This window comes from Pseudogulbenkiania sp. NH8B (genome assembly GCF_000283535.1).
Classification (GTDB): domain Bacteria; phylum Pseudomonadota; class Gammaproteobacteria; order Burkholderiales; family Chromobacteriaceae; genus Pseudogulbenkiania; species Pseudogulbenkiania ferrooxidans.
In genome coordinates, this window is record NC_016002.1 from 3,760,419 (window position 1) to 3,782,861 (window position 22,443).

17 protein-coding genes and 1 tRNA gene are annotated in these 22,443 nt (G+C 68.5%); 8 read left to right on the forward strand and 10 right to left on the reverse strand.

Annotated elements, in window-relative coordinates:
• The first annotated feature begins 145 nt into the window (after nt 1-145).
• Nucleotides 146-2,164: a UvrD-helicase domain-containing protein gene (locus tag NH8B_RS17390; RefSeq protein ID WP_014088413.1), complete on the forward strand. Its 2,019-nt coding sequence runs from the start codon at nt 146-148 to the stop codon at nt 2,162-2,164.
• Nucleotides 2,165-2,369: 205 nt separating this feature from the next.
• Here NH8B_RS17390 and NH8B_RS17395 read toward each other — a convergent pair whose 3' ends face one another.
• Entirely contained in the window at nt 2,370-2,786 is a 417-nt protein-coding gene (locus tag NH8B_RS17395) for a host attachment protein (RefSeq protein WP_014088414.1), read from the reverse strand.
• A 150-nt stretch (nt 2,787-2,936) separates the two neighbouring features.
• Here NH8B_RS17395 and NH8B_RS17400 point away from each other — a divergent pair, with 150 nt between their 5' ends.
• Complete coding sequence (locus NH8B_RS17400; RefSeq protein ID WP_014088415.1) at nt 2,937-3,740, forward strand: Mut7-C RNAse domain-containing protein; 804 nt, start codon at nt 2,937-2,939, stop codon at nt 3,738-3,740.
• Between the two features lie 103 nt (nt 3,741-3,843).
• On the opposite strand, the gene NH8B_RS17405 is transcribed toward NH8B_RS17400, so the two are convergent.
• Nucleotides 3,844-4,581, reverse strand: coding sequence for a c-type cytochrome (locus tag NH8B_RS17405; RefSeq protein WP_008952413.1), 738 nt, complete (start codon nt 4,579-4,581; stop codon nt 3,844-3,846).
• Nucleotides 4,582-4,712: 131 nt separating this feature from the next.
• Here NH8B_RS17405 and NH8B_RS17410 point away from each other — a divergent pair.
• A tRNA-Arg gene (locus NH8B_RS17410) sits at nt 4,713-4,789 on the forward strand.
• Between the two features lie 169 nt (nt 4,790-4,958).
• Here the strand turns inward: NH8B_RS17410 and NH8B_RS17415 are convergent.
• The 3 genes from NH8B_RS17415 to NH8B_RS17425 all read right to left on the reverse strand — a co-directional run bounded on the left by NH8B_RS17415 (nt 4,959) and on the right by NH8B_RS17425 (nt 7,177).
• Nucleotides 4,959-6,020 carry a HAMP domain-containing sensor histidine kinase gene (locus NH8B_RS17415; protein ID WP_014088417.1) on the reverse strand — a complete coding sequence of 354 codons (1,062 nt, stop codon included), beginning with the start codon at nt 6,018-6,020 and terminating at the stop codon, nt 4,959-4,961.
• Nucleotides 6,021-6,023: 3 nt separating this feature from the next.
• Complete coding sequence (locus tag NH8B_RS17420) at nt 6,024-6,749, reverse strand: response regulator transcription factor (RefSeq protein ID WP_014088418.1); 726 nt, start codon at nt 6,747-6,749, stop codon at nt 6,024-6,026.
• 200 nt (nt 6,750-6,949) lie between these two features.
• A complete protein-coding gene (locus NH8B_RS17425; RefSeq protein WP_014088419.1) occupies nt 6,950-7,177 on the reverse strand; it encodes a hypothetical protein in 228 nt (75 codons plus the stop codon).
• Nucleotides 7,178-7,432: 255 nt separating this feature from the next.
• On the opposite strand from NH8B_RS17425, the gene NH8B_RS17430 reads away from it, so the two are divergent.
• From NH8B_RS17430 to NH8B_RS17445, 4 genes are all read left to right on the forward strand, one after another.
• Complete coding sequence (locus NH8B_RS17430) at nt 7,433-8,659, forward strand: efflux RND transporter periplasmic adaptor subunit (protein WP_014088420.1); 1,227 nt, start codon at nt 7,433-7,435, stop codon at nt 8,657-8,659.
• A gap of 3 nt (nt 8,660-8,662) precedes the next feature.
• Nucleotides 8,663-10,618 (forward strand): MacB family efflux pump subunit, encoded by a 1,956-nt coding sequence (locus tag NH8B_RS17435; protein ID WP_014088421.1) that lies wholly within the window; start codon nt 8,663-8,665, stop codon nt 10,616-10,618.
• A gap of 5 nt (nt 10,619-10,623) precedes the next feature.
• Nucleotides 10,624-12,018, forward strand: a complete 1,395-nt coding sequence (locus tag NH8B_RS17440) for an efflux transporter outer membrane subunit (RefSeq protein WP_232503496.1) — start codon at nt 10,624-10,626, stop codon at nt 12,016-12,018.
• Nucleotides 12,019-12,086: 68 nt separating this feature from the next.
• Nucleotides 12,087-12,611, forward strand: coding sequence for a hypothetical protein (locus NH8B_RS17445; RefSeq protein WP_014088423.1), 525 nt, complete (start codon nt 12,087-12,089; stop codon nt 12,609-12,611).
• A 160-nt stretch (nt 12,612-12,771) separates the two neighbouring features.
• Here NH8B_RS17445 and NH8B_RS17450 read toward each other — a convergent pair whose 3' ends face one another.
• Nucleotides 12,772-13,455 carry a flagellar basal body L-ring protein FlgH gene (locus tag NH8B_RS17450; protein WP_008952404.1) on the reverse strand — a complete coding sequence of 228 codons (684 nt, stop codon included), beginning with the start codon at nt 13,453-13,455 and terminating at the stop codon, nt 12,772-12,774.
• Nucleotides 13,456-13,689: 234 nt separating this feature from the next.
• Between NH8B_RS17450 and NH8B_RS17455 the strand changes: the two genes are divergently transcribed.
• Nucleotides 13,690-14,376, forward strand: a complete 687-nt coding sequence (locus NH8B_RS17455) for a response regulator transcription factor (protein WP_014088424.1) — start codon at nt 13,690-13,692, stop codon at nt 14,374-14,376.
• A 173-nt stretch (nt 14,377-14,549) separates the two neighbouring features.
• Here the strand turns inward: NH8B_RS17455 and NH8B_RS17460 are convergent, their stop codons facing one another.
• From NH8B_RS17460 to pap, 4 genes are all read right to left on the reverse strand, one after another.
• Nucleotides 14,550-17,411 (reverse strand): EAL domain-containing protein, encoded by a 2,862-nt coding sequence (locus NH8B_RS17460; protein ID WP_014088426.1) that lies wholly within the window; start codon nt 17,409-17,411, stop codon nt 14,550-14,552.
• Nucleotides 17,412-18,028: 617 nt separating this feature from the next.
• Complete coding sequence (locus NH8B_RS17465) at nt 18,029-18,886, reverse strand: NUDIX hydrolase (protein ID WP_014088427.1); 858 nt, start codon at nt 18,884-18,886, stop codon at nt 18,029-18,031.
• A 292-nt stretch (nt 18,887-19,178) separates the two neighbouring features.
• Nucleotides 19,179-20,882, reverse strand: coding sequence for an exodeoxyribonuclease V subunit alpha (recD, locus tag NH8B_RS17470; RefSeq protein WP_014088428.1), 1,704 nt, complete (start codon nt 20,880-20,882; stop codon nt 19,179-19,181).
• A 6-nt stretch (nt 20,883-20,888) separates the two neighbouring features.
• Nucleotides 20,889-22,442: a polyphosphate:AMP phosphotransferase gene (gene pap / locus NH8B_RS17475; RefSeq protein ID WP_014088429.1), complete on the reverse strand. Its 1,554-nt coding sequence runs from the start codon at nt 22,440-22,442 to the stop codon at nt 20,889-20,891.
• Nucleotide 22,443 lies beyond the last annotated feature (1 nt).

A 22,443-nucleotide genomic window follows, 5' to 3' on the forward strand; every position in this document is an offset into this window, starting at 1 on the left:
GAAATCGTCCCACAGGGATTCCCTGCGGTCATCGCCACGCTCCCAGGCCGGTTAGAGAAGCACAGCCGTACACGTGGTACGGCACGCATCACAGGACCGGGATGGGGGCGCACAGCAGATTCATTCACCCGCTTTCGGAAACGCCATGTCAGCACCCCAGCTCAATCCGCCGCAACGCGCGGCCATCCATTACCTCGACGGCCCGCTGCTGGTGCTGGCCGGCGCCGGCTCCGGCAAGACCCGGGTGATCACCTTCAAGATCATGCACCTGATCCGCGAGGCGAAGATGGATGCGCGCAACATCGCGGCCATCACCTTCACCAACAAGGCGGCGCGCGAGATGCTGGAGCGCGTCACCAAGCTGATGACGCCGGCCGAAGTGCGCGGGCTGACGGTGTCGACCTTCCACTCGCTGGGCATGCAAATCCTGCGCCAGGAAGCGCCACACCTGGGCTACAAGCCGCAGTTCTCGATCCTCGACGCCTACGACGCCGGCAAGATCATCTCCGATCTGCTGCGCACCACCGCCAAGGACGAGGTGCGCAAGGTGCAAAGCCAGATCTCGCTGTGGAAGAACGACTTCAAGAGCGCCGAGGAGGCGCTCACGTTGGCCGAAAACGAGTGGGAACGCATCTGCGCCACCACCTACCTCGCCTACCAGGACACCCTCACCGCCTACCAGGCGATGGACTTCGACGACCTGATCCGGCTGCCGGTGGAGTTGTTCCGCAGCAACGAGGAGGTGCTGCAGAAGTGGCAGCACAAACTGCGCTACCTGCTGCTCGACGAATACCAGGACACCAACACCTGCCAGTACCAGCTGGTGAAGCTGCTGACCGGGGTGCGCGGCATGTTCACCGCGGTGGGTGACGACGACCAGAGCATCTACGCCTGGCGCGGCGCCAACATGGAGAACCTGCGCCTGCTGCAGCAGGATTTCCCCAAGCTGAAGATTATCAAGCTGGAGCAGAACTACCGCTCCACCGCGCGCATCCTGCGCGCCGCCAACTCGGTGATCTCGAACAACCCCAAGCTGTTCGAGAAACAGCTGTGGAGCGAACTGGGCCTGGGCGAGCCGATCCACGTCATCCGCTGCAAGGACGAGGAGCACGAGGCCGAGGTGGTGGTGCAGCGCCTCTTGGCGCACAAGTTCGAATGCCGCACCGAGTTCAAGGACTACGCCATCCTCTACCGTGGCAACTACCAGGCGCGCATCTTCGAGCAGGCGCTGCGCAACCAGCGCATCCCCTACCAGATGTCGGGCGGGCAGAGCTTCTTCGACAAGGCCGAGGTCAAGGACGTGATCGCCTATATGCGGCTGATCACCAACCCGGACGACGACCCGGCCTTCATCCGCGCCCTGACCACGCCCAAGCGCGGCGTCGGCGCCGGCACGCTGGAGAAGCTCGGCGCCTGGGCCGGCGAGCGCAAGAAGAGCCTGTTCGCCGCCGCGCACGAGGAAGGCTTCCGGCTGCAGGTGCAGCACGCTCAGCTGGAGCCGCTGACGCAGTTCTGCGACTTCATCAACCATCTGCAATACCGCGCGCTGCGCGAGCCGGCCGGGGAGCTGGCGCAGGAGATGCTCAAGGCGATCGGCTACGAGACCTGGCTGTACGACAGCGAGGACAGCCCGCGCGCCGCCGAGACCAAGTGGAAGAACGTGCAGGAGATGGTGGCCTGGCTCGCCAGGAAGGGCGAGGCCGACAACAAGAACCTGATCGAGCTGACCCAGCTGATCGCGCTGATCACCATGCTGGAGGGGCGCGACGAGGGCGAGCTGGACGCCGTGCACATGTCGACGCTGCACGCCTCCAAGGGCCTGGAGTACCCGCACGTGTTCCTGGTGGGCTGCGAGGAAGGCATCCTGCCGCACAGCGAATCGGTGGAAAACGGCATGATCGAGGAGGAGCGGCGGCTGATGTACGTCGGCATCACCCGTGCCCAGAGGAGCCTGACGCTGACCCACTGCGTCAAGCGCAGGCGCGCCGGCGAGTGGCAGTTCGTCGACCCGTCGCGCTTCATCGACGAGATCAACGGCGACGACCTGCGCCACTTCGGCAAACCGGGCGCCGAGCCGGTGGTCAGCAAGAGCGAAGGCAAGTCGCGGCTGGCGAGCCTGAGTGCGATGCTGGAAGGCAAGAAGGGCAAGGGCGGCGTCGAGTAGCGTGCCGCCATCGACCTGGACGGAAAACGTGTTTCAGCCGGGGCGAGACCGCCCGGGCAGCGTGACCGCCGCAGGCGCCAGGAAACCGTAGCATCCGCGGCGTACCCGAGGATCAGGGCGGAGCGAGTCTCTCGCAGAGCCTCGCTCGCGCAGAAGGCCACCGACGCTCACGGGGCGAAGCGCGGCCACCGGATGAAAGCGGCGCTCACCAGCGCGCCGGCAGATGCTCGCGGATGGCCGCGGCATCGAGATGGGTCAGTTCCTGCGACACCTTGAGCGCCACCATGCGCTCGACCTCCTTGGGCAGGCACTCGCCCAACTGGCCGAGGAAGTGCGGCGGCGCCACCAGCACCAGCCGCTCGAAACTGCCGTCGGCGCGTCCCTGGGTCAGGGCGTTCGCCAGCTTGCGGGCGAACGCGGCGGCATCGTGCTCCTGCGGGTCGCTGCGCGTCACCATGGTCCGGTGCCCGCCGCGCGGCGGCTCGGCATGGTTGCCGCCCGCGGCGGCCTCCCCCTCCTCCGCGCTGATTTCCGCCGTTTCCGTCAGCTTGTGCCCACCGGCCTCGGGCTGGAAAATCCGTGCGCGCCGGCTGTCGGCGACGACAATCCATGAAACGTCCATATCGCTCCCTCCACTCAAGTTGGCGGTCTTGGCGCCCCTTGTCACCAGGCCGCAGCCAATCGTCCGGGTTCGCCGCTGGCCGCCGTGTGCTCCCGGCACGCAGCCACGGCACGGCAAAACAGCCGCTGTTTCTAGGGTTATAGTGCATACATGTCGCGCCCCCCGAAGTCCCTCAAGCACTGCGAATTCCGCTTCTACGAGGAGCTGAACGATTTTTTGCCGCCCGCCCGGCGCAAGGTCAGTTTTCGCCATGCCTTCAGCGGCAGCCCCACCGTCAAGGACCGCATCCAGGCGCTGGGCGTCCCGCACACCGAGGTCGATCTGATCCTGGTGGACGGCGTGTCGGTGGATTTCCAGCACCATCTGCACGGCGGCGAACGGGTGGCGGTCTACCCGACCTTCGAGCGCTTCGACCTCGCCGAGCTGAACCGGCTGCGCCCGGCGCCGCTACGCCACCCCAGTTTCGTGCTCGATGTCCATCTTGGCCGGCTGGCGCGCTACCTGCGCCTGCTCGGGCTCGATACGCTGTACCGCAACGACTGGCCGGACGAGGAGCTGGCGCAGGTAGCGCTGGCCGAGCACCGCATCCTGCTCACGCGCGACGTCGGGCTGCTGAAGCGCAATGCCGTGACGCATGGCGCCTTTCTGCGTGCCATCATGCCGCGCGAGCAGTTGCTCGAGGTGCTGGAGCGCTTCGATCTGTGGCGTCAGTTGCGCCTGTTCAGCCGCTGCGCGCGCTGCAACGGCGCCATCGAAGCGGTGACGCGCGCCAGCGTCGCCGCCGAGACACCGCCGCGCGTCTACGCCTACCAGCGCCACTTCTACCGTTGCCAGAGCTGCCGCAAGCTGTACTGGGAGGGAAAGCATTGCGACCGGCTGCGCCACTGGCTGGAGCCGCTGCTGCGGGAACACGGCCTGAGCTGGCCCGAGTCGGAGCAGGCACCACGCGACTGAGGCGGCTCACGCCGGTGCCGGAAGGTTTCGGGCCGTGGCGGCGGGGCACAAAAAAAAACGCGCCCGAGGGCGCGTTTCTGGTATCTGGAAAGCCTAGGCAGGCTTACTTGGAGTTGTTCACCATGTATTCCACGGCGGCCTTGAATTCTTCATCGCTGCCGGTGAAACCACCCTTAGGCGGCATGGCGTTCAGGCCCTTGGTGGCGATTTTCACCACTTCGTCCAGGCCCGGCTTCAGACGCGGAGCCCAGGCGGCCTTGTCGCCGAACTTGGGCGCACCGGCGGCGCCGGTGGAATGGCAGGCGGTACAAACGCTGTCGAAGATTTTCTTGCCGGCCACGTTCGGGTCGAGCGCCGCACCGCCTTCGCCGCCGACTTTCGGCTCGGTGAACTTGGCACCGCCGGCATTGGCCATGTAGGCCACGGCGCGCTTCACTTCGTCGTCGCTCAGGTCGGCGGCGCCGCCCTTGGCCGGCATGGCGTTGAAGCCGCCCAGCGCGTGCTGTACCAGGGTGTCGAAGCCCTTGGCGATACGCGGCGCCCAGGCGCCGGCGTCGCCGAACTTGGGCGAGCCGGCCAGGCCGGTACCGTGACAGGAAATACAGATGGCCTTGAACACCTGTTCACCGTTGCGCATGCCCGGGGGCGCGTCGCTGGCGACGGATTCGCCGACCGGTTTCAGGCGAGCGGCTACCGCTTCCTTGGTCATGACTTCGGCATCCACGTTGAAACCACTGGTTGCCAGCTTGGCCAGCAGCCAGATCGCCACGACCAGAAAGACAACGACGCCGATCAGGACCTTGACAACCTGCCCCGGGGCCATCCCGTTCCCATTACTCATTCCGAGCCTCGCCTGAAATATTAATGACAATGAAGAAATCAGGGGGATTATACGAGAACCCTCTCGGCATGGCAAAAGCCCCTCACTGGACGCGCCGGGGCAGTTAAGCTATCATCCGCCTGCTCTGCAAAGCACCCGTAGCTCAGTTGGATAGAGTGTCAGCCTCCGAAGCTGAAGGTCGTTGGTTCGATTCCAATCGGGTGCGCCAAGAATTCAAAGGGTTAGCGACATCTTTTCGCTAACCCTTTTTGCTTTCCTGCCGTCCGTTTTTGTCCCCGGCGCCCTTTCGCGGCAACCCTGCCTCCAGGGGACACACGGTTCCCCCTGTCGTCACCGCGTCACTGTCGTCGTCGGCCATGGGCGCGGTGAACACGCGCTCAGGCCAGCGGCAGCTCGATGTTGACCGTCAGCCCGCTTTCGGCGGCGTTGGCGGCGGCGATGCGCCCGCCGCTGGCGACGATCACCCGCTTGGCGATGGCCAGCCCCAGCCCGTAGCCCTGGTTGTCGCTGCCGCTGCTGCGGAAGAACGGCTCGAAGATCGTCGCCAGCTCGGCTTCCGGTACGCCGGGGCCGTGGTCGTGGATGGCGAGGCGCACCTGCCCGCAATCCGGCAGCGGCGTCACCCGGATCTGCACCACGCTGTGCGGCGGGCTGTAGCGGATGGCGTTGCGCAGCACGTTTTCCACGGCGCGGCGCAACAGGTCCGGGCGGGCGGCGATACGGCCGTCGTGCTCGATCTGCAGTTCCACGCGGCAGCCCGACAGGCCGGCCTCGAACTGGGCGTCGGCCACCAGGGCGACGAGGAAGTCGCGCAGCGACAGCGTTTCGCCGCCGGCGGCGCCCTCGGCGTCGAGCCGGGCGATCGCCAATAGCTCTCCCACCAGCTGGTCCATGCGCCCGGCCTCGCGCTCGATGCGCTCGAGCCAGGTGTCGAGTTTTTCCGGCTGCTGGCGTGCCAGGTCGACGGCGGCGCTGAGCCGCGCCAGCGGAGAGCGCAGTTCGTGCGAGACGTCGTGCAGCAGGCGCTTCTTGTCGTCGATCAGCCCCTGCAGCCGCTGCGCCACCAGGTCGAAGTCGCGCCCGAGGTCGGCCAGTTCGTCCTGGCGCCGCCCCAGTTGCTGGGCCAGATTGACCTTGAGGTTGCCCTCGGCCACGGCATCGAAGGCGCCGCGCATCAGACGGATCGGCTTGGACAGGTAGCGCGCCAGCAGCGCGCCGAAGATCAGGCTCGCCACCAAGCCCACCAGCAGCGGCTCCGGCGGCACCGGGCCGTGCCGGGGAGGCGGCGGCGGCCGCTGCGCCGGGTCCTGCCACGCCAGTTCGGCGGCACGCGGGGATTCGAACTGATGGCGCAGGCTGAAGGCGACGCCGACCCCGAGCGCGGTGGTGATCTGGGTCAGCCACAGGATCAGGAACAGTTTCCAGAACAGGCGTCCCATGGTTCAGGCCTTGATGAACTGGTAGCCGCGACGGATCACGGTCTGGATGCAGGAGCGGCCGTCGGGCAAGGGGCCGAGCTTCTGGCGGATGCTGCTCATGTGCACGTCGATGCTGCGATCGAAGCGCGCCAGCGGACGGCCCAGCGCGCGTTCCGACAGCTCGCCCTTGCTGACCGGGTGCCCGGCCTGGCGCACCAGCTCCGCCAGCAGGCTGAACTCGGTGCTGGTCAGCTCCAGCGGGCGGCCGTCCCACTCGGCGCGGCGCTCGCGCGGCCACATCGCCAGCGCGCCCTCGCGCAACACGTCGCTCTCGGCCTGGCGCACCTCGCGCAGGGCGCCGCGGCGCAGGATGGCGCGGATGCGCGCCAGCAGTTCGCGCGGGGTGCATGGCTTGGGCACGTAGTCGTCCGCGCCCAGCTCCAGCCCGAGCACGCGGTCGAGATCGTCGCCCTTGGCGGTCAGCATCAGCACCGGCAGCGCGCTCTGCTGGCGCAGCCGGCGCAGCACCTCGATGCCGTTGATGCCGGGCATCATGACGTCGAGCACCAGCAGGTGATAGTCCCCGCTCAGGGCGAGCGCCAGGCCGTCGCTGCCGTTGGCGGCGAGCGCGACCATGCAGCCTTCGCGCTCGAGGTAGTCGCGCAGCATCTCCGCCAGTTCGACGTCATCGTCGACCAGCAGCACCCTGGGTCCGTCCTGCGGCGTCAGGACCGCTCGGCTATTCGCCATCGTTCACTCCATCCCTCGCAGCCGGATCGCGCTTGACCCGGCTTGACACGTGTTGCCCGCATTCTAGCGCAGGGGCGCGCGCGCCGAGCACGGCCGGGCACGCCAGGGCAAAAGGTTGGCCGAAGAGGGAGAGGGCTCCGTCTTCGGCCAACCTGGCGGGGGAGGAATACACCGGGCCCGGCGCCACGCCGCCCGGAACGTCAGATATAGGTGTCGATGGTCTTGCCCAGCGTGGTGAATTCGTCCACCACGCTACCGACACCGGATGAAATGGCCGAGCCCAGCGACGACAGCCCGGAGCCGATGGCGTTGCCGACCGACTCCACCTCGCTCCCGACCTCCTTCAGGCCATCGTTCACGGCCTTGCGCACCGCTGGCATGGCGTACAAGCTGGCGGCACTGGCGGCGATCGATTCGATACTGCTCATGGCGGTTCTCCTCAACAAGGCGGGGCAAAGCCTGCCACTGGCGCCCCGCGGGGTTGGTATTGATGGGTACGCCCTCTATTTACCATGTCCCGCCGTCCGCTACGGCCGCCACGCCGTTTATTTACACTTCTTTACCCTGGCGCCGTCTTTACCTGTTTTTACCCGGACTAACCCCGATTCACACCCCTCCCCCGCATACTGGCCGCCCGTTTTCCTCACCCCGGCGCCGCCCGGCGCGCGCCGCGCTCATCGCCCATGACCCTCGTTCCGAAAACCTGGCAACGCCGAACGCTGCTGGCGGCCGCCGTGCTCGCCGCCGCCGTCGGCGCCAAGCTGCTGTTGTTTCCCGCGCCGGCGTCGCCGGCCTACCTCACCGCGCCGGTGACGCGCGCCGACCTCGAGGACAGCGTGCTGGCCAGCGGCGCCGTCAAGGCGTTCAAGCAGGTCAGCGTCGGCGCCCAGGTGTCCGGCGAGGTGAAATCGCTCAAGGTCAGCCTGGGGCAGCAGGTGAAGCAGGGTGAGCTGGTGGCGGAGATCGACCCGCGCAGCCAGCAGAACACCCTGCTCGATGCCGAGGCGGCACTGGCCAGCAAACAGGCCCAGCTGCGCGTCAAGCAGGCGGCGCTGAGCAAGGCGCTGCTCGACGCCCGGCGCCAGACCAGCATGTTGGCCGAAGAAGCCACCGCGCGCGAGAACGTCGACAGTGCCGAGGCCACGCTCGCCACCGCGCGCGCCGAAGTGGCGCAGCTTCAGGCCGAGAGCCAACAGGCGCGCATCACGCTCAACACCGCCCGCCTCAACCTCGGCTACACCCGGATCGTGGCGCCGATCGACGGCGTGGTGGTGGCGCTGCCGGTGGAGGAAGGCCAGACCGTCAACGCCAGCCAGTCGGCGCCGACTATCGCCAAGATCGCCCAGCTCGATACCGTCACCGTCAAGGCGGAGATTTCCGAGGGCGACGTCACCCGCGTCAGGCCGGGCCTGCCGGTGTATTTCACCATCCTCGGCGCTCCCGAGCGGCGCTACCGCGCCACGCTGCGCGCCATCGACCCCGGCCCGCAGTCGCTCAGCGACGCCGCCGACAGCAGCACCAGCAGCAGCACGTCGTCATCGAGCTCGAGCAGCTCGTCGAGCAGCAGCGCCATCTACTACTACGGCCTGTTCGACGTTCCCAACCCGGAACACCAGTTGCGCATCGCGATGACCGCGCAGGTGTCGATCGTGCTGGCCGAGGCCAGGAACGCGCTGACCATCCCCGCCACCGCGCTGGGCGAGCGCGCCAAGGACGGGGCGTACACGGTCACGGTGCTGGACCAGGACGGCCGCCCGAGCGCGCGCCGCGTCCGGATCGGCCTCAACAACAACGTCAGCGCCCAGGTGCTGTCCGGCCTCAAGCAAGGCGAGCGCGTGGTGGTGGGACAGACCTCGGCCAGCACCGCGAGCAGCAGCGAACGCCGCGGCCCGCCGCCGATGGGGATGTAAGCGATGGCAACTCCCCTGCTCGAAGTCAGCGGCTTGTACCGCGAATTCCCCGCCGGCGACGACACCGTGGCGGTGCTGCGCGATATCGACCTGCAGATCATGGCCGGCGAGATGGTGGCCATCGTCGGCGCCTCCGGCTCCGGCAAGTCGACGCTGATGAACATCCTGGGCTGCCTCGACCGCCCGAGCCGCGGCAGCTACCGCGTCAACGGCCGGGAGACCGGGGCGATGGCGCCGGACGAGCTGGCGCAGCTGCGGCGCGAGCACTTCGGCTTCATCTTCCAGCGCTATCACCTGCTGCCCGACCTGAGCGCACTGGGCAACGTCGAGATTCCGGCGATCTACGCCGGCAAGGCGCCGGCGACACGCCACGAACGCGCGCACGCGCTGCTCACCCGGCTCGGCCTGCGCCGGCGCAGCGCGCACCGCCCCGGCCAGCTCTCCGGCGGCCAGCAGCAGCGCGTCAGCATCGCCCGCGCGCTGATGAACGGCGGCGACGTGATCCTGGCCGACGAGCCGACCGGCGCGCTCGACCGCCACAGCGGCCAGGAGGTGATGGCGATCCTGCGCGAGCTGCATGCCGAAGGGCATACGGTGATCATTGTCACCCACGACGCCAAGGTGGCGGAGCACGCCGACCGCGTGATCGAGATCAGCGACGGCGAGATCGTCGCCGACCGCCGCGCTGCTGCGGCCGGCTCCGGCGGCAAGCTGCCCTCGCATGCCCACACCGACACGGCGGGCACGGCATGGCGCGCCGCCGCCGGGCGCTTCGGCGAGGCCTTCGGCATGGCCTGGCGCGCGCTCACCGCGCACCGCCTGCGCTCGTTCCTGACCATGCTCGGCATCATCATCGGCATCGCCTCGGTGGTGTCGGTGGTGGCGCTGGGCGAGGGCTCGCGCCAGCGCATCCTGAAAGACATCAGTGCGATGGGCACCAACACCATCGACGTCTTCCCCGGCGCGGGCTTCGGCGACCGCAAGGCGGACGCCATCCATACCCTGACCGCGCGCGACGCCGAGGTGCTGGCGCAGCAGGGCTTCGTCGACAGCGTGACGCCCGGCATCAGCAGTTCGGTGACGCTGCGCTACCGCAACGTGGCGGTGAGCGCGCAGGTGAAGGGCGTCGGCGAGCAGTACTTCCGCGTCAAGGGCGTGGAGATGGACCAGGGCAAGGCTTTCGACGCCAGCGCGGTGCGGCGTCAGGCGCAGGAGGTGGTGATCGACCCCAACACGCGCCAGGCGCTGTTCGGCGCCAACGTCGACCCGGTCGGCCGGGTGATCCTGGTGGGCAGCGTGCCGGCGCGCGTGATCGGCGTCAGCAAGCAGCAGAACAGCGCCTTCGGCAACGACGAGAACCTCAACCTGTGGCTGCCCTACAGCACGGTGATGAGCCGCCTGCTGGGCCAGGACTACCTCAAGAGCGTCACCGTGCGCATCGGCGACAGCGTCTCGAGCAGCGCCGCCGAGGCCGGCATCGTCAAGCTGATGACGCGCCGCCACGGCAAGCAGGACTTCTACGTGATGAACACCGACAGCATCCGCCAGACCATCGAGAAGACCACCGCCACCATGACGCTCTTGGTGTCGATGATCGCGGTGATCTCGCTGGTGGTGGGCGGCATCGGCGTGATGAACATCATGCTGGTGTCGGTCACCGAGCGCACCCAGGAGATCGGCGTGCGCATGGCGGTGGGTGCGCGCCAGGGCGACATCCTGCAGCAGTTCCTGATCGAGGCGGTGCTGGTGTGCCTGATGGGCGGCGTGCTGGGCGTTGGGCTGTCGCTGTTGGTCGGCGCGGCGTTCGACCACCTCAGCAGCCACTTCAGCATGGTCTATTCCGCCGGCTCGATCGTCGCGGCGTTCGCCTGCTCCACCCTGATCGGCGTGCTGTTCGGCTTTTTGCCGGCACGCAACGCCGCGCGGCTCGACCCGGTGGTCGCGCTGGCGCGGGAGTGATGATTATGACGATGAAACCCCTGCTGGCTGCCGTGCTGCTCGGCCTCGCGCTGAGCGGCTGCGCCGCCCTGAACGACACCCCCTACAGCACGCCCCGGCTGAAACTGCCCTCGGCGTGGGAACACGCCCAAGCCGGCAGCGCCGCCACGGCGTTTTCGGCCAACCTCGAGTGCTGGTGGCAGCGCTTCGCCGACGCCGAGCTCGACACCCTGATCGAACTGATGCTCGAGCGCAACAACGACCTCGCCGCCGCCACGCTGAAGGTGCGCCGCGCCCGGCTCGCCGCCGACCTCGCCGACGACGCGCTCAGCCCCAGCCTCGCGGCCAGCGCCGACAGCAGCGCCAGCCGCTCGCTGAAGCACGGCGGCGGCACCACGCAAAGCCACGCCGTCAGCGCCAGCGTCAGCTACGAGCTCGACCTGTGGGGCAAGCTCGCCCGCCAGCGCGACGCCAAGGTATGGGAGGCCAAGGCCACCGAACAGGACAAGCAGAGCACGCGGCTGTCGCTGATCGGCACCACCGCCACGCTGTACTGGAAGATCGGCTACCTCAAACAGCGCCTCGCGCTGAGCCAGGACAGCATCGCCTACGCCAGCAAGACACTACAGCTGGTGCAGGCGCAGAAAGCCGCCGGCGCCGCCTCGCAGCTCGACCTGCTCAACGCCGAGCAGACGCTGGCGAGCCAGCAGGCGAGCCACACCGAACTCATGCAGCAACTGGCCGAGGCGCGCAACGCGCTGTCGCTGCTGTTCGACGGCCCGCCAGGCAGCCGCTTCCAGGAGCTGAAACGCTTGCCAGAGCACGCCCTGCCGGAGATCGCCGCCGGCGTGCCGGCCCAGTTGCTCGCGCGCCGTCCCGACCTCGCCGCCGCCGAGCTGCGCCTGCGCGCAACGCTGGCCAGCGGCGACGCCACGCGCGCCAGCTACTACCCCGACATCAGACTGACCGGCAGCCTGGGTTCGAGCAGCACGGCGCTGTCCCAGGCGCTGAGCAACCCGGTCGCCACGCTGGGCGCCGGGCTGACGCTGCCCTTCCTGCAATGGCGCGAAATGCAGCTCAACCGCAAGGTGTCCGAGGCCGAGTACCAGCAGGCCGTGGTCGAATTCCGCCAGACCCTGTACCAGGCGCTGGCCGATGTCGAAAACGCGCTGTCGGCGCGCCGCCAGTACCAGGCGCAGGGGGAAAAGCTGGAAGCCTCGCTCTCCGCCGCGCGCCAGGCGGAACGGCTGTACGAGGTGCGCTACCGCGCCGGCGCCGCCGCGCTCAAGGACTGGCTGGAGGCCCAGGAAACGCGCCGCCAGGCCGACATCGCGCTGCTGCAGAACCGCTACAACCAGCTGGCCAACCAGGTCACCGTGTACCAGGCGCTGGGCGGCGGCGTGGCGGGTAAAGATGGGTAAATGGGGACCGGGCGGGCGCTGTCCGCCGCTATCATGACCGTCGCGTTCATCCGTCACAGGTAGTGCCCGTGGTGTACAAATCCGCCCTTGCCATGCTGTCCCTGCTGGCCTTGCCGGGTTGCGTCGTGATGCAGCCCGACCCGACCCTGGAAGCGATCAAGCTGATCAGCGTCGCCATCACCGGCGTCGCCTCGATGACTCCCGGCCCGACGCAGAACACCATTCTCCACCCCCACGCCCCGGTCAAAAACCTCTGCATCGAGTGGAACCGCGGCGTGGCGCTGCCCGACTTCGTGCCGGCGCTGCAGAGCGAACTGCAGCGCCACTCCATCGAGAGCCGGGTGTACGAGGCCGGCATGCAGCCCTCCGGCTGCGGCGCCGAACTCGCCTACACCGCCTTCCTGCAGTGGGAAAAGCGCTCCTTCGGCGACGACTACGCGCCGTACCTGAGCTACGCCGCGCTGACGCTGCGCCAGAACGGCACGGTACTGGCCAGCGCCAACTACGAGATGGGGGTAATGGGCTACGACAAGTGGACGCCGACGCGCAAGAAGCTCGCCCCGCTGGTGGATGCCGTGCTGGCGGGCAACTGACACGACCGGCCCGGCGCTTAGCACCGGTTTACGATCTCGCGAGCCAGAGCGAGACAAGGCAAAAACGGCTGAGGAAGCGGCATTTACACGGGGTAAATGAGCATGCCGAAGACGTTTTTAACACGGTATCGCCGACGCGCAGCAGATCGGAAACAGGTTCTTACCAGAACGACAAGGTATCCACCAGGAACTGCTGCATCCAGCTGCGGCTGTTGCTGTCGGCCACCAGGCCACGCCCGCCCAGCTCGAAGCGGGCGTCGGCGACATTGTCGGACGACACCAGGTTGCCGGCCTTGATGTCGTTCGGACTCACCACCCCGGAAAAGCGCAGCGTGTTCGAGTTGCCGTGCTGGGCGATGCTCTTCTCGCCGGCCACCACCAGGTTGCCGTTGGGCAGGATGTTGATCACCGAGGCCGCCAGCTTGCCCTTCAGCACGTTGCTGTTGGTGTTCTCCCCCTTGCCGCTGAAGCTGTCGCTGCCCGAGGCGTCGACGTCGATGTCGAAGATCCACTTCAACAGGCCGGTCATCGATGAGCCGGCCCCCGGCCCCGCCACCTTCAGCGCGTTCTTGCGGCTGCCGCTGGTGCCCGACTTGTTGCTGCCGGACAGGCTCTCGGCAATCTCGATCTTGACGATGTCGCCGATGTAACGCGCGCTCTGCTGCTCGAACAGCAGGTGCGCGCTGCCGGCGCGGAAAATCCCGCCCTGGTTGCGGTTTTCCAGGTTGGCCAGCGCGTAGCCGGGCCGCACCGTGGTCGGCCCGCTGACCGCGGTAGGAGAAACGCTGCTGCATGCACCGAGCAGGCACGCCAGCGCCGTGCCGCCCATCACTCGCCGGAACATCGGACTATCACCTCGCAGAAAGGGGTTGAGCTGTACAAGGCGAAGGCCCGGCCGGCAACCGCCGGCCACGCCTCGCGACAGGGCATGCTGGGGCAAACGACGGTTAACGGGCGTTAACCGAAGGCAAAGTCCGGTAAAGATTTTTGACTTGGGTAAATCCAGGTAAAGCTGCGTGGTGCCACCGCGAGCGGCTGCTATGATCGTGCCCTCCCCGCGCCCCAGAGACTCTCGCCCATGACCCACGTGCTGCTTGTCGACGACGATATCGAGTTGAGCGCCATGCTCGCCGATTATCTGGGGCAGGAGGGGTTCCGGGTCAGCCGCGCCGCGGACGGCGAGAGCGGCCTGCGTGAAGCGCTGTCCGGGCGCTACGCCATCGTGGTGCTCGACGTCATGATGCCGCGCCTGAACGGCATCGAGGTGCTGCGCCGCCTGCGCCAGCACAGCCAGGTGCCGGTATTGATGCTCACCGCGCGCGGCGACGACATCGACTGCATCATGGGGCTGGAGCTGGGCGCCGACGACTACGTCACCAAGCCCTGCGCCATGCGAACCCTGGTGGCGCGGCTCAAGGCGCTGCTGCGGCGCGCCCCGTCTGCGGCAGCGCCCACCGTGTGTGGCCCGCTCGCGGCCGGCCCGCTCACGCTGTGGCCGACGCGCCGCCACGCCGAATGCGACGGCCGGGTGCTGGAGATGACCGGCACCGAGTTCAACCTGCTGGAAGTGCTGGTGCGCCACGCCGGGCGCATCGTCAGCAAGCACGAGCTGTCGCAACAGGCGCTGCGCCGGCCGCTGGCACGCTTCGACCGCAGCATCGACGTGCACGTCTGCAGCATCCGCCAGAAACTGCCGCCGCGCCCCGACAGCTTGTCGTGGATCCAGACCGTGCGCGGCATGGGCTATCTGTTCCTGGCGGAGTGAGCGCCGTCCCCTCCCCGGGCCCCGCCCATTCACCCCGGACACACGAAACGCGCCTCGCGGCGGAACAGCTCGCCCGGCTCCAGCCCTCCCGGCCCACGTGCCCCCGGCACATAGCCGTCGATCTCCTTAGAGCGGGCCCGCCCGGAGGCCTTCATCGCGCCGGCAGGATCGCCTCACACGTGCTGCGGCGGGCAACCCGGCTGGCCGCCGGCGGGCGCCAAGGACGGCACGACGTCGTGCGCGCTGGCGGGAAAGTGCTGGGCCAGCACCTCGGCCAGCGGCAGCGGTCTGGCCACGCCGTAGCCCTGGGCGTAATCGACCCCCATGCGTTTGAGCGCCTCCAGGATGCCCGGGTGTTCGGCGAACTCGGCGATGGTCTGCTTGCCCATGACGTGGCCGATGTGGTTGATCACCTCGACCATGGCATGGTCGACGGGGTCGTCCAGCATGTCCTTGACGAAGCCGCCGTCGATCTTCAGGAAATCCACCGGCAGGTGCTTGAGGTAGCCGAACGACGACATGCCGGCGCCGAAGTCGTCGAGCGAGAAGCGGCAGCCCAGTTGGCGCAGTTCGCGCATGAATTCGGTGGCGCAGGCCAGGTTGGCGATGGCGCTGGTCTCGGTCACCTCGAAACACAGATGCGCCGGATCGATGCCGCTGCCGGCGAGCTCGGCGCGCAGGAAACCGAGAAAATCGTCGTCGCACAGCGAGGCGCCGGAAAGGTTGATGGCACAGGTCCACTCGCTGCCCGGCGAGGTCCGCGCCGCCAGCATGGCCAGCGCCGTGCTCACCACCCAGCGATCGATGGTCACCATCAGGTTGTAGCGTTCGGCGGCCGGGATGAAGGCGCTCGGCGGCACCAGCATGCCGTACTCGTCGAGCAGCCGTAGCAGCAACTCGAAATGCGGTGCGGCCGAGCCGTCGCCGAGCGGGACGATGGTCTGCGCGTAGAGGCGGAAACGATCGTCTTCCAGCGCGCGGTGCAGGCGTTGCACCCACTCCATTTCGCCGTAGCGGACGGTCAGTTCGGCGTCGTCCGCGACGTACAGCTGCGCCCGGTTGCGCCCCTTCTCCTTGGCCATGTAGCAGGCCACGTCGGCGGCGCGCATCACCTCCTTGAGCGTGGTCGGCACCCCGGAAATGTGCACCACTCCGATGCTGGCGCTGATCGCGAACGGCTGGCCGTTCCAGCTGAAGTGCAGGTCGCACACGGTCTGACGCAGCTTCTCGGCGACCGGCAGCGCCGCTTCGGGCGGACAGTTCTGCAGCAGCACGCCGAATTCATCGCCGCCCAGGCGCGCCAGGGTATCGCCCTCGCGCAGCTGCTGGGACAAGAGCACGCACACCTGGCGCAGCAGTTCGTCACCGGCGGCATGGCCGCAGGTGTCGTTGACCACCTTGAACTGGTCGAGGTCGAGGTACATCAGCACGTGGTACTGCTGGCGCCCGACGGTGGTCTCCAGCAGCCGCGTCAGGCGGCGCTCGAATTCATGGCGGTTGGTGAGCCCGGTGAGGGCGTCGTGGCTGGCCTGCCAGGACAGGCTTTCGATATACAGGCGTTCGCGCGTCATGTCGTGGAACACCAGCACCTTGCCGGACACCCCGCCCTGGCTGTCGAAGATCGGGGCGCTCACCATGCACACCGAGACGCGCGAGCCGTCGTGCCGCTCCAGCAGCAGGTTGCGCCCGGCGCCGGGCGGCGCCGCCTCGTTGAGCAGCGGCTCGAGACGGACCGGCCGCTCCGGCGACAGCCCCTCCTCGAACAGGCAGCACAAGGCCCCCAGGCGACGGCCATGCGCCTGTGCCAGCGGGTGGCCGATCAGTTGCTCGGCCACCGGATTGAGGTAGTCGACCTGGCCGCCGCCGTCGAGGGTAATCACGGCGTCGCCGATCGAGGCCAGGGTGACCTGGGCGCGTTCCTGCTCGGCGTGCAGGGCGCCTTCGGCCAACTTGCGGTCGGTGATGTCGAAGATCGAGCCCGACATGCGCACCGCCCGCCCGGCGGCGTCGCGCAGGGCCTGGCCGCGCGCCCGGAACCAGCGATAGCCGCCGTTGCGGGTGCGCAGGCGGTACTCGACGTCGTAGCCGCCCTCGCCCGCCAGATGCCGCTCCAGGCTGTCGCGCGTCGGCACCGTGTCGTCCGGGTGCAGATGCGCCCAGAACGCGCCGACGGAGCCCTCCAGCTCATGCTCGGCCAGGCCCAGCATGGCCTTGAAACGCGGCGAATAATAGACGCTGCCCTCGGCGATGTTCCAGTCCCAGATGCCGTAGTCGCTGCCACTGACCGCGAGGGCGAGGCGCTCCTCGCTCTCGCCCAGAGCCTGCTCGAACAGCTCGCTCTGGCGGATCAGCTGGCGCGTGCGCAGCAAGGCGAACAGGATCAGGACGGTGGCGCTGACCAGGTTGACGGCGGCCAGCAGGCGCTGGATGACGCGCCCGCCCTCCGCCAGCACGTTGGAGAAGGCGTGCTCCAGCGGCGTGACCTCCCGGTTGATCTCCTGGATCTGGAGCTTGAGCTCGGCCGCCTGCGCCGCGCTTAGCGCGCCGCTCGCCCGGCCCTGGCGCAAGCGCTGAGCCACCTGATCGAGCTCGCCCAGCAGGCGATCGCCCTCGGCCCAGTAGATGATGGCCTGATCAAGATAGCTGACGCGGCGAAAGCGCAGGAACAGCCAGATCAGTTCGGGGATGTCGTCCGGGTCGTTGGCCCCCTGCAGGAACCCCACGGCGGCGGCGGCGGTGTCGGGATCGGGACGGTCCAGCGCCCGGCGCGCCTTGCTGTCGGCCAGCGGCACGCGGATGGCGTCGCGGTATTGCTGGTAGGCCAGCTCGGAACCGGTCTCGGCGTAGCGCTCGAGATAGTACACCGCATCCTTCTGGCCCTTCGACCACAGGCTCTCGCCGGCGATGTAGGCGCGCACCGCCGACAGCACGTTCTGGCTCAACCCGCCCAGCAGCACCAAAAGCACCACGGCCACGACGAATGGCCAGGCGAAACTCAGCAGGCGGCGGTTGGTACTGACGCGGGGTGGTTGCATGCCAGTTTTCCAGGGTGGATGGAGAAAAAGCGCTGCCGGCGAAAGCAATCGGGAGAAGGCGGGCAAAACGGGGCCGAACCCGTTTCATCAACGTGCCATGCAGCCTCCTTGTTTGGCCTGTACGCCGGAGATCGGCACCTGCGCGCATGAAGATTCCGGACGTCATCGTCGATGATCCTGCCACAGCGTCAATGCCATACAAACGGAAATCCCCATGGCATGCCGCATGAAGAAGATATAGTCACTGCCAACCAAAATGCATAGACGGCGACGTGGCTGCACCGGGGGGACGGCACGCGTGGAGCCTTGTCCGAGGGCGCTCGCCGCTAGGTTGGCCGAAAGGGTGTGCGTGGCACGCCTCAAGGAGGCGCGCGGCAAGGGGCTCGATCTCGGCCTGGAACGGGAGCCGGCCGATCTCGACGCCATCCTGCCCGGCAATGAGGTACTACTGGAAGAGCTGCTGGCCAACCTGGTCGACAACGCCATCCGCCACACCCCGGAGGGCGGCACCGTGACGCTACGGCTGCGTCAGGAAACGTGCCGCCACCGATCCTGCGCAGTGAACGCAAAAAAGGCAGGCTCGCGAGCCTGCCTGTCGGGTCGAAACGCGCGGGGAATCAGAGCGGATGGCGCAGTTCGGCCAGCGCGGCCTCGACGCGGGCGCTCTGCTCGCCCCAGTAGCCCAGCCGGCTCAGGCAGTCGATGGTCACCAGCGCGGCGTCGATCATGAAGCGCTGGTCGACGATCAGCTGCTCCACCTCGGCGAGCTCGAGCAGCACGTGCTCGGCCACCTCGCCGTCCTGGTTGCAGGGGATTTCGCCTTCGTTCAGCCACAGGTCGAAGGTGTACAGCCATTCGCGGTGCAGGCCGCGCTGCACCGGGCGCTCGGCCAGGAGACGGGTGGCGGGGCGCAGCAGTTCCAGGCGGTCGGCCGGGATGCCGGCCTCTTCCCAGCCCTCGCGCTCCAGCGCCAGCGCGATCGACTCGCCGGCGGCGATGCCGCCGCCCATCAGGTTGTCCATGCGGTTGGGGTCGACCGCCTTGTCCGGGCTGCGCCGGCCGATCCACATGCGCAGCGTGCCGTCGGCGCCTCGCACCAGACCGTTGAGATGGACCGCGCGGCTGGTGAGGCCGAGCGGGCGGAAGGCGGCGCGCTCCAGTTCGAACAGCGGGGTGCCGTCGAGGCGGAACGCGGTGAAGTTCTCGTTGCGCCAGCCGTTGAGCCAGCCGGCCTGCTGCCAGCGCTGCGCCGCGGCGGCGAGCTCGCGGCTGAAGTGGGCGTAGTCGCCCGCCAGGGTACAGGACAGGCCGCGCTCGCTGGCGACGAACAGCGCCGCTTCGCTGGCGAGCAGGCGTTCGCACCAGGCGGCGTTGACGCTGCCCAGCACCTCGCCGTCGATGGCGAGTTCGGTAAAGGCCGATCGGTCGTAGCGGGTGACGCCGGACAGGTAGTCCAGCACGGCTTCCACTTGCATGGGTCCTCCATGACGCTGTTGTGGTCGAAACAGCCCGCCATGTTACGGAAGTTTCAAGCAGTTGGCTCGGATTTCTGCACGGTTCGACGCGCCACGGCGCCTCTCTTCCACCGGCCCCGGCCCAAGAACCTGTTCACGACCTGTCTCGAGCAGCCCTCAGCGGGATGAAGAGCAGCGCAGGAACTGGAATGTACAAGTAGTACATGAGGATTCCTGATCGCTGAGCGATAGATTCGCACGCAGTGCACATGAGCCGCGATCAGGGGTGCGCCGCAAGATCGGGAACCGGTTCTCAGCCCTCGGCGAGGCGCTCGGCCAAGCCGGAGGCGCGCTCGGGGGCGCGCTCCAGGGCGGCGCTCCACACCGCGGCGCTGCCCTGCACCGCGAACTCGCGGCGCGCGCGCGTGATCGCGGTGTAGACCAGGGCGCGGTTGAGGCTGGCCGAAGCCGCCTCGGGCAGCGCCAGCCAGACGCGCTCGAACTCCGAGCCCTGGCTCTTGTGCACGGTCATGGCGAACACCGTCTGGTGCGCCGGCAGCCGCCCCGGCGCGATCTCGCGCCAGCCGCCGTCGGCGCTGGGAAAGGCCACGCGCAGGCCGTCGGCGCGCGGCACCGTGAAGCCGATGTCGCCGTTGAACAGGCCGATGCCGTAGTCGTTCTCGGTGATCATCAGCGGCCGGCCGGGATAGTTGTCGCGCTCCGGCGACTTGCGCCCGGCGGCTTCCAGCCGCGCCTCGACGGCGCGGTTGCAGGCGTCGACCTGGCGCCGCTCCGCCGCCAGCACCATGAAGCGGCCGAACTCGCGTTGCAGCTCATCCGGCGCGGCACCGGCGGCGACCGCGGCGAAGTAGCCCTGGCGCGCCTGCCACAGCCCCTCGGCCAGATCGCCGGGCTGCCAGGCGACGTCGGGACAGGTGTCGTCGTCGAGCACGGCGAGCGCCCGGGCGGCGTCGCCGGCATTGACCGCGCGCGCCAGCGCGCCGATGCCGCTGTCGGCGGCGAAGCGGTGGCTATGCGTCAGCAGCACCACGCTGTCGGCCAGCGCGTGCGGCGCGGTAGCGAGCCCGTCCGGCAGCGCGCCGCAGGCCCGGGCGAGCCAGGCCAGCGTGTCCGGGCGGTAGCTCACCGTCTGGCACAACTCGCCCAGCACCGCGCCGGGGTCGACCGAGGCGAGCTGGTCGCGGTCGCCCAGCAGGATCAATCGCGCGTGCGGCGGCAGCGCGTCGAGCGTCTTGGCCATCAGCGCGAGGTCGATCATCGACGCCTCGTCCACCACCAGCACGTCGAGCGGCAGCGGATGGCCGGCGTGGTGGCGCGGCGTGGCGAGCCCGGGGCGCAGGCCCAGCAGGCGGTGCAGCGTCTGCGCGCTGTCGGGCAACTGGCGCCGCACCGCGGAGTCGAGCGCGAGCTGCGCGCTGGCCCCCTGCACCGATTCGGTCAGGCGTGCCGCCGCCTTGCCGGTGGGGGCCGCCATCGCCATCGCCAGCGGGCGCGGCGACAGTTCGGCCAGCGCCGCCAAGAGGCGCACCACGGTGGTGGTCTTGCCGGTGCCGGGGCCGCCGGAGATCACCACCAGGCGTTGCCGCAACGCCAGCGCCGCAGCCAGCTTCTGGCGGTCCGGCTGCGCCGGGTCGGCGGTGGGGAACAGCCGCGCCAGCACGGCGGCGAGGCGCGCCGCGTCGACGTCGAAGGGGGCGGCGGCTAGCGCGGCAAGACGGCGCGCCAGGCGCTCCTCGTCGTGCCAGTGGCGCGCGAAATAGAGCCGGCCGGCCCGGTCGAGGATCAGCGGCGCGTAGTCGCCGGGCCGCCCCACCAGCGGCGAGGCCGGCAGGCGGGCGGCGCGCGCGCCCAACGGCAGGCAGACGTGGCCGGCCTGGTTGGCGGCGGCGAGCTGCTCCACCAGCGCCGCCAGCTCGGCGCCGGCGGCGGGGTCGAGCCGGGCGAACAGCGGCAGCAGCTGGGCGACAAGCGGATTGTCGGACGGAGTCGGGGTCATGGGGCGTCAATCGTGCTCGGGTTTGTCGTTGCCATTCTTGTGCTCGCCGTTCTTGCCGCCGCCCTTGCCCTGCTTGCCGTTTTCCAGGCGCGCTTCCAGCGCGTCGCACACGGTACGCAGCACCTTCAGGCGGGCGAAGTACTTGTTGTTGGCCTCCACCAGCGTCCACGGCGCCTGGCTGGTGCTGGTACGGTCGATCATGTCGCACACCGCGCGCTTGTAGTCGTCCCAGCGCTCGCGGTTGCGCCAGTCCTCGTCGGTGATCTTGAAGCGCTTGAAGCCGGTTTCCTCGCGTGCCTGGAAGCGCTTGAGCTGCTCCTCCGGGCTGATGGCGAGCCAGAACTTGAGCACGATGGCGCCGTTTTCGGCCAACTGGTGCTCGAAGTCGTTGATCTCGTAGTAGGCGCGCATCCAGTCGGCTTCGGCGGCGAAGCCCTCGACCCGTTCCACCAGCACGCGGCCGTACCAGCTGCGGTCGAAGATGGTGCTGCGGCCCTTGCCCGGCACGTGGCGCCAGAAACGCCACAGCCAGGGCTGGGCGCGTTCTTCCTCGGTGGGCGCGGCCACCGGCACCACGCGGTAGCGGCGCGCGTCGAGCGCCTGGGTGATGCGGCGGATGCTGCCGCCCTTGCCCGCCGCGTCGTTGCCCTCGAACACCAGCACCAGCGAGTGGTGGGCAAAGCGCGGATGGCGCGTCAGGCGGTTGAGGCGGCCCTGCAGTTCTTCCAGCTTCACCAGGTAGTCGTCCTTGGACAGCGCCTGGTCGAGCGCCAGCGTCTCCAGCAGCAGCTTGTTGTCGAGCGGCGGCACGATCGGCGCGCTCTCGCTGCGCGCCAGGTAGGGGTGGTCGAGCTGCAGGCGCTGGCGCAGCGCGGCCAGCAGCACCTGGCCCACGGTGAGGCTGCGGTAATTGGCATCCTGGCCGTCGATCATCACCCACGGCGCGTAGGCGGTGTTGGACAGCCGGATCATGTGCTCGGCGCTCTTCCTGATCTCCGCGTACTGCTCGTAGTGCTGCCAGTCGCCGGGGCTGACGCGCCAGGCGGTGGCCGGGTCTTTCTCCAGCGTCTTCAGCCGCTTCTTCTGCTGCTCGCGCGTCAGGTGGAACCAGAACTTGATGATCAGCGTGCCGTCGTTGGCGAGCATGTGCTCGAGACGCTGCACCTCGGAGATCTGGCGGTCGAAGCGGTCCTTGCTGCTGTTGCCGTCGAGATAGTCGAACATCGCGTCCGAGTAGTAGGAACCGAAGAAGATGCCGAGCCGCCCCTTGGGCGGCAGCTCGCGCCAGTAACGCCACATCCACGGCCGCGCGCGCGCCTCGTCGTTGGGCTGGTCGAAGGCCACGGTGTCGATCAGGCGCGGGTCGAGCCACTCGTTGAGCAGGTTGAGCGTCTCGCCGCGCCCGGCGCCGTCGATGCCGTGGATCAGCACCAGCACCGGGAAGTCGCCCTTTTCCTTGAGTTCGTACTGCACGTCGAGCAGCGCCTCGCGCAGGGCCGGCAGCGCCGCCTTGTAGCTGTCCTTGTCGATGCTGTGGCCGATTTCCGCCGATTCGAACATG

Coding starts and splice junctions, on each gene's coding strand:
- NH8B_RS17390 (WP_014088413.1), top strand. CDS start 146: ATGTCAGCACCCCAGCTCAATCCGCCGCAACGCGCGGCCATCCATTAC.
- NH8B_RS17395 (WP_014088414.1), bottom strand. CDS start 2,786: ATGGACGTTTCATGGATTGTCGTCGCCGACAGCCGGCGCGCACGGATT.
- NH8B_RS17400 (WP_014088415.1), top strand. CDS start 2,937: ATGTCGCGCCCCCCGAAGTCCCTCAAGCACTGCGAATTCCGCTTCTAC.
- NH8B_RS17405 (WP_008952413.1), bottom strand. CDS start 4,581: ATGAGTAATGGGAACGGGATGGCCCCGGGGCAGGTTGTCAAGGTCCTG.
- NH8B_RS17415 (WP_014088417.1), bottom strand. CDS start 6,020: ATGGGACGCCTGTTCTGGAAACTGTTCCTGATCCTGTGGCTGACCCAG.
- NH8B_RS17420 (WP_014088418.1), bottom strand. CDS start 6,749: ATGGCGAATAGCCGAGCGGTCCTGACGCCGCAGGACGGACCCAGGGTG.
- NH8B_RS17425 (WP_014088419.1), bottom strand. CDS start 7,177: ATGAGCAGTATCGAATCGATCGCCGCCAGTGCCGCCAGCTTGTACGCC.
- NH8B_RS17430 (WP_014088420.1), top strand. CDS start 7,433: ATGACCCTCGTTCCGAAAACCTGGCAACGCCGAACGCTGCTGGCGGCC.
- NH8B_RS17435 (WP_014088421.1), top strand. CDS start 8,663: ATGGCAACTCCCCTGCTCGAAGTCAGCGGCTTGTACCGCGAATTCCCC.
- NH8B_RS17440 (WP_232503496.1), top strand. CDS start 10,624: ATGACGATGAAACCCCTGCTGGCTGCCGTGCTGCTCGGCCTCGCGCTG.
- NH8B_RS17450 (WP_008952404.1), bottom strand. CDS start 13,455: ATGTTCCGGCGAGTGATGGGCGGCACGGCGCTGGCGTGCCTGCTCGGT.
- NH8B_RS17455 (WP_014088424.1), top strand. CDS start 13,690: ATGACCCACGTGCTGCTTGTCGACGACGATATCGAGTTGAGCGCCATG.
- NH8B_RS17460 (WP_014088426.1), bottom strand. CDS start 17,411: ATGCAACCACCCCGCGTCAGTACCAACCGCCGCCTGCTGAGTTTCGCC.
- NH8B_RS17465 (WP_014088427.1), bottom strand. CDS start 18,886: ATGCAAGTGGAAGCCGTGCTGGACTACCTGTCCGGCGTCACCCGCTAC.
- recD (WP_014088428.1), bottom strand. CDS start 20,882: ATGACCCCGACTCCGTCCGACAATCCGCTTGTCGCCCAGCTGCTGCCG.
- pap (WP_014088429.1), bottom strand. CDS start 22,442: ATGTTCGAATCGGCGGAAATCGGCCACAGCATCGACAAGGACAGCTAC.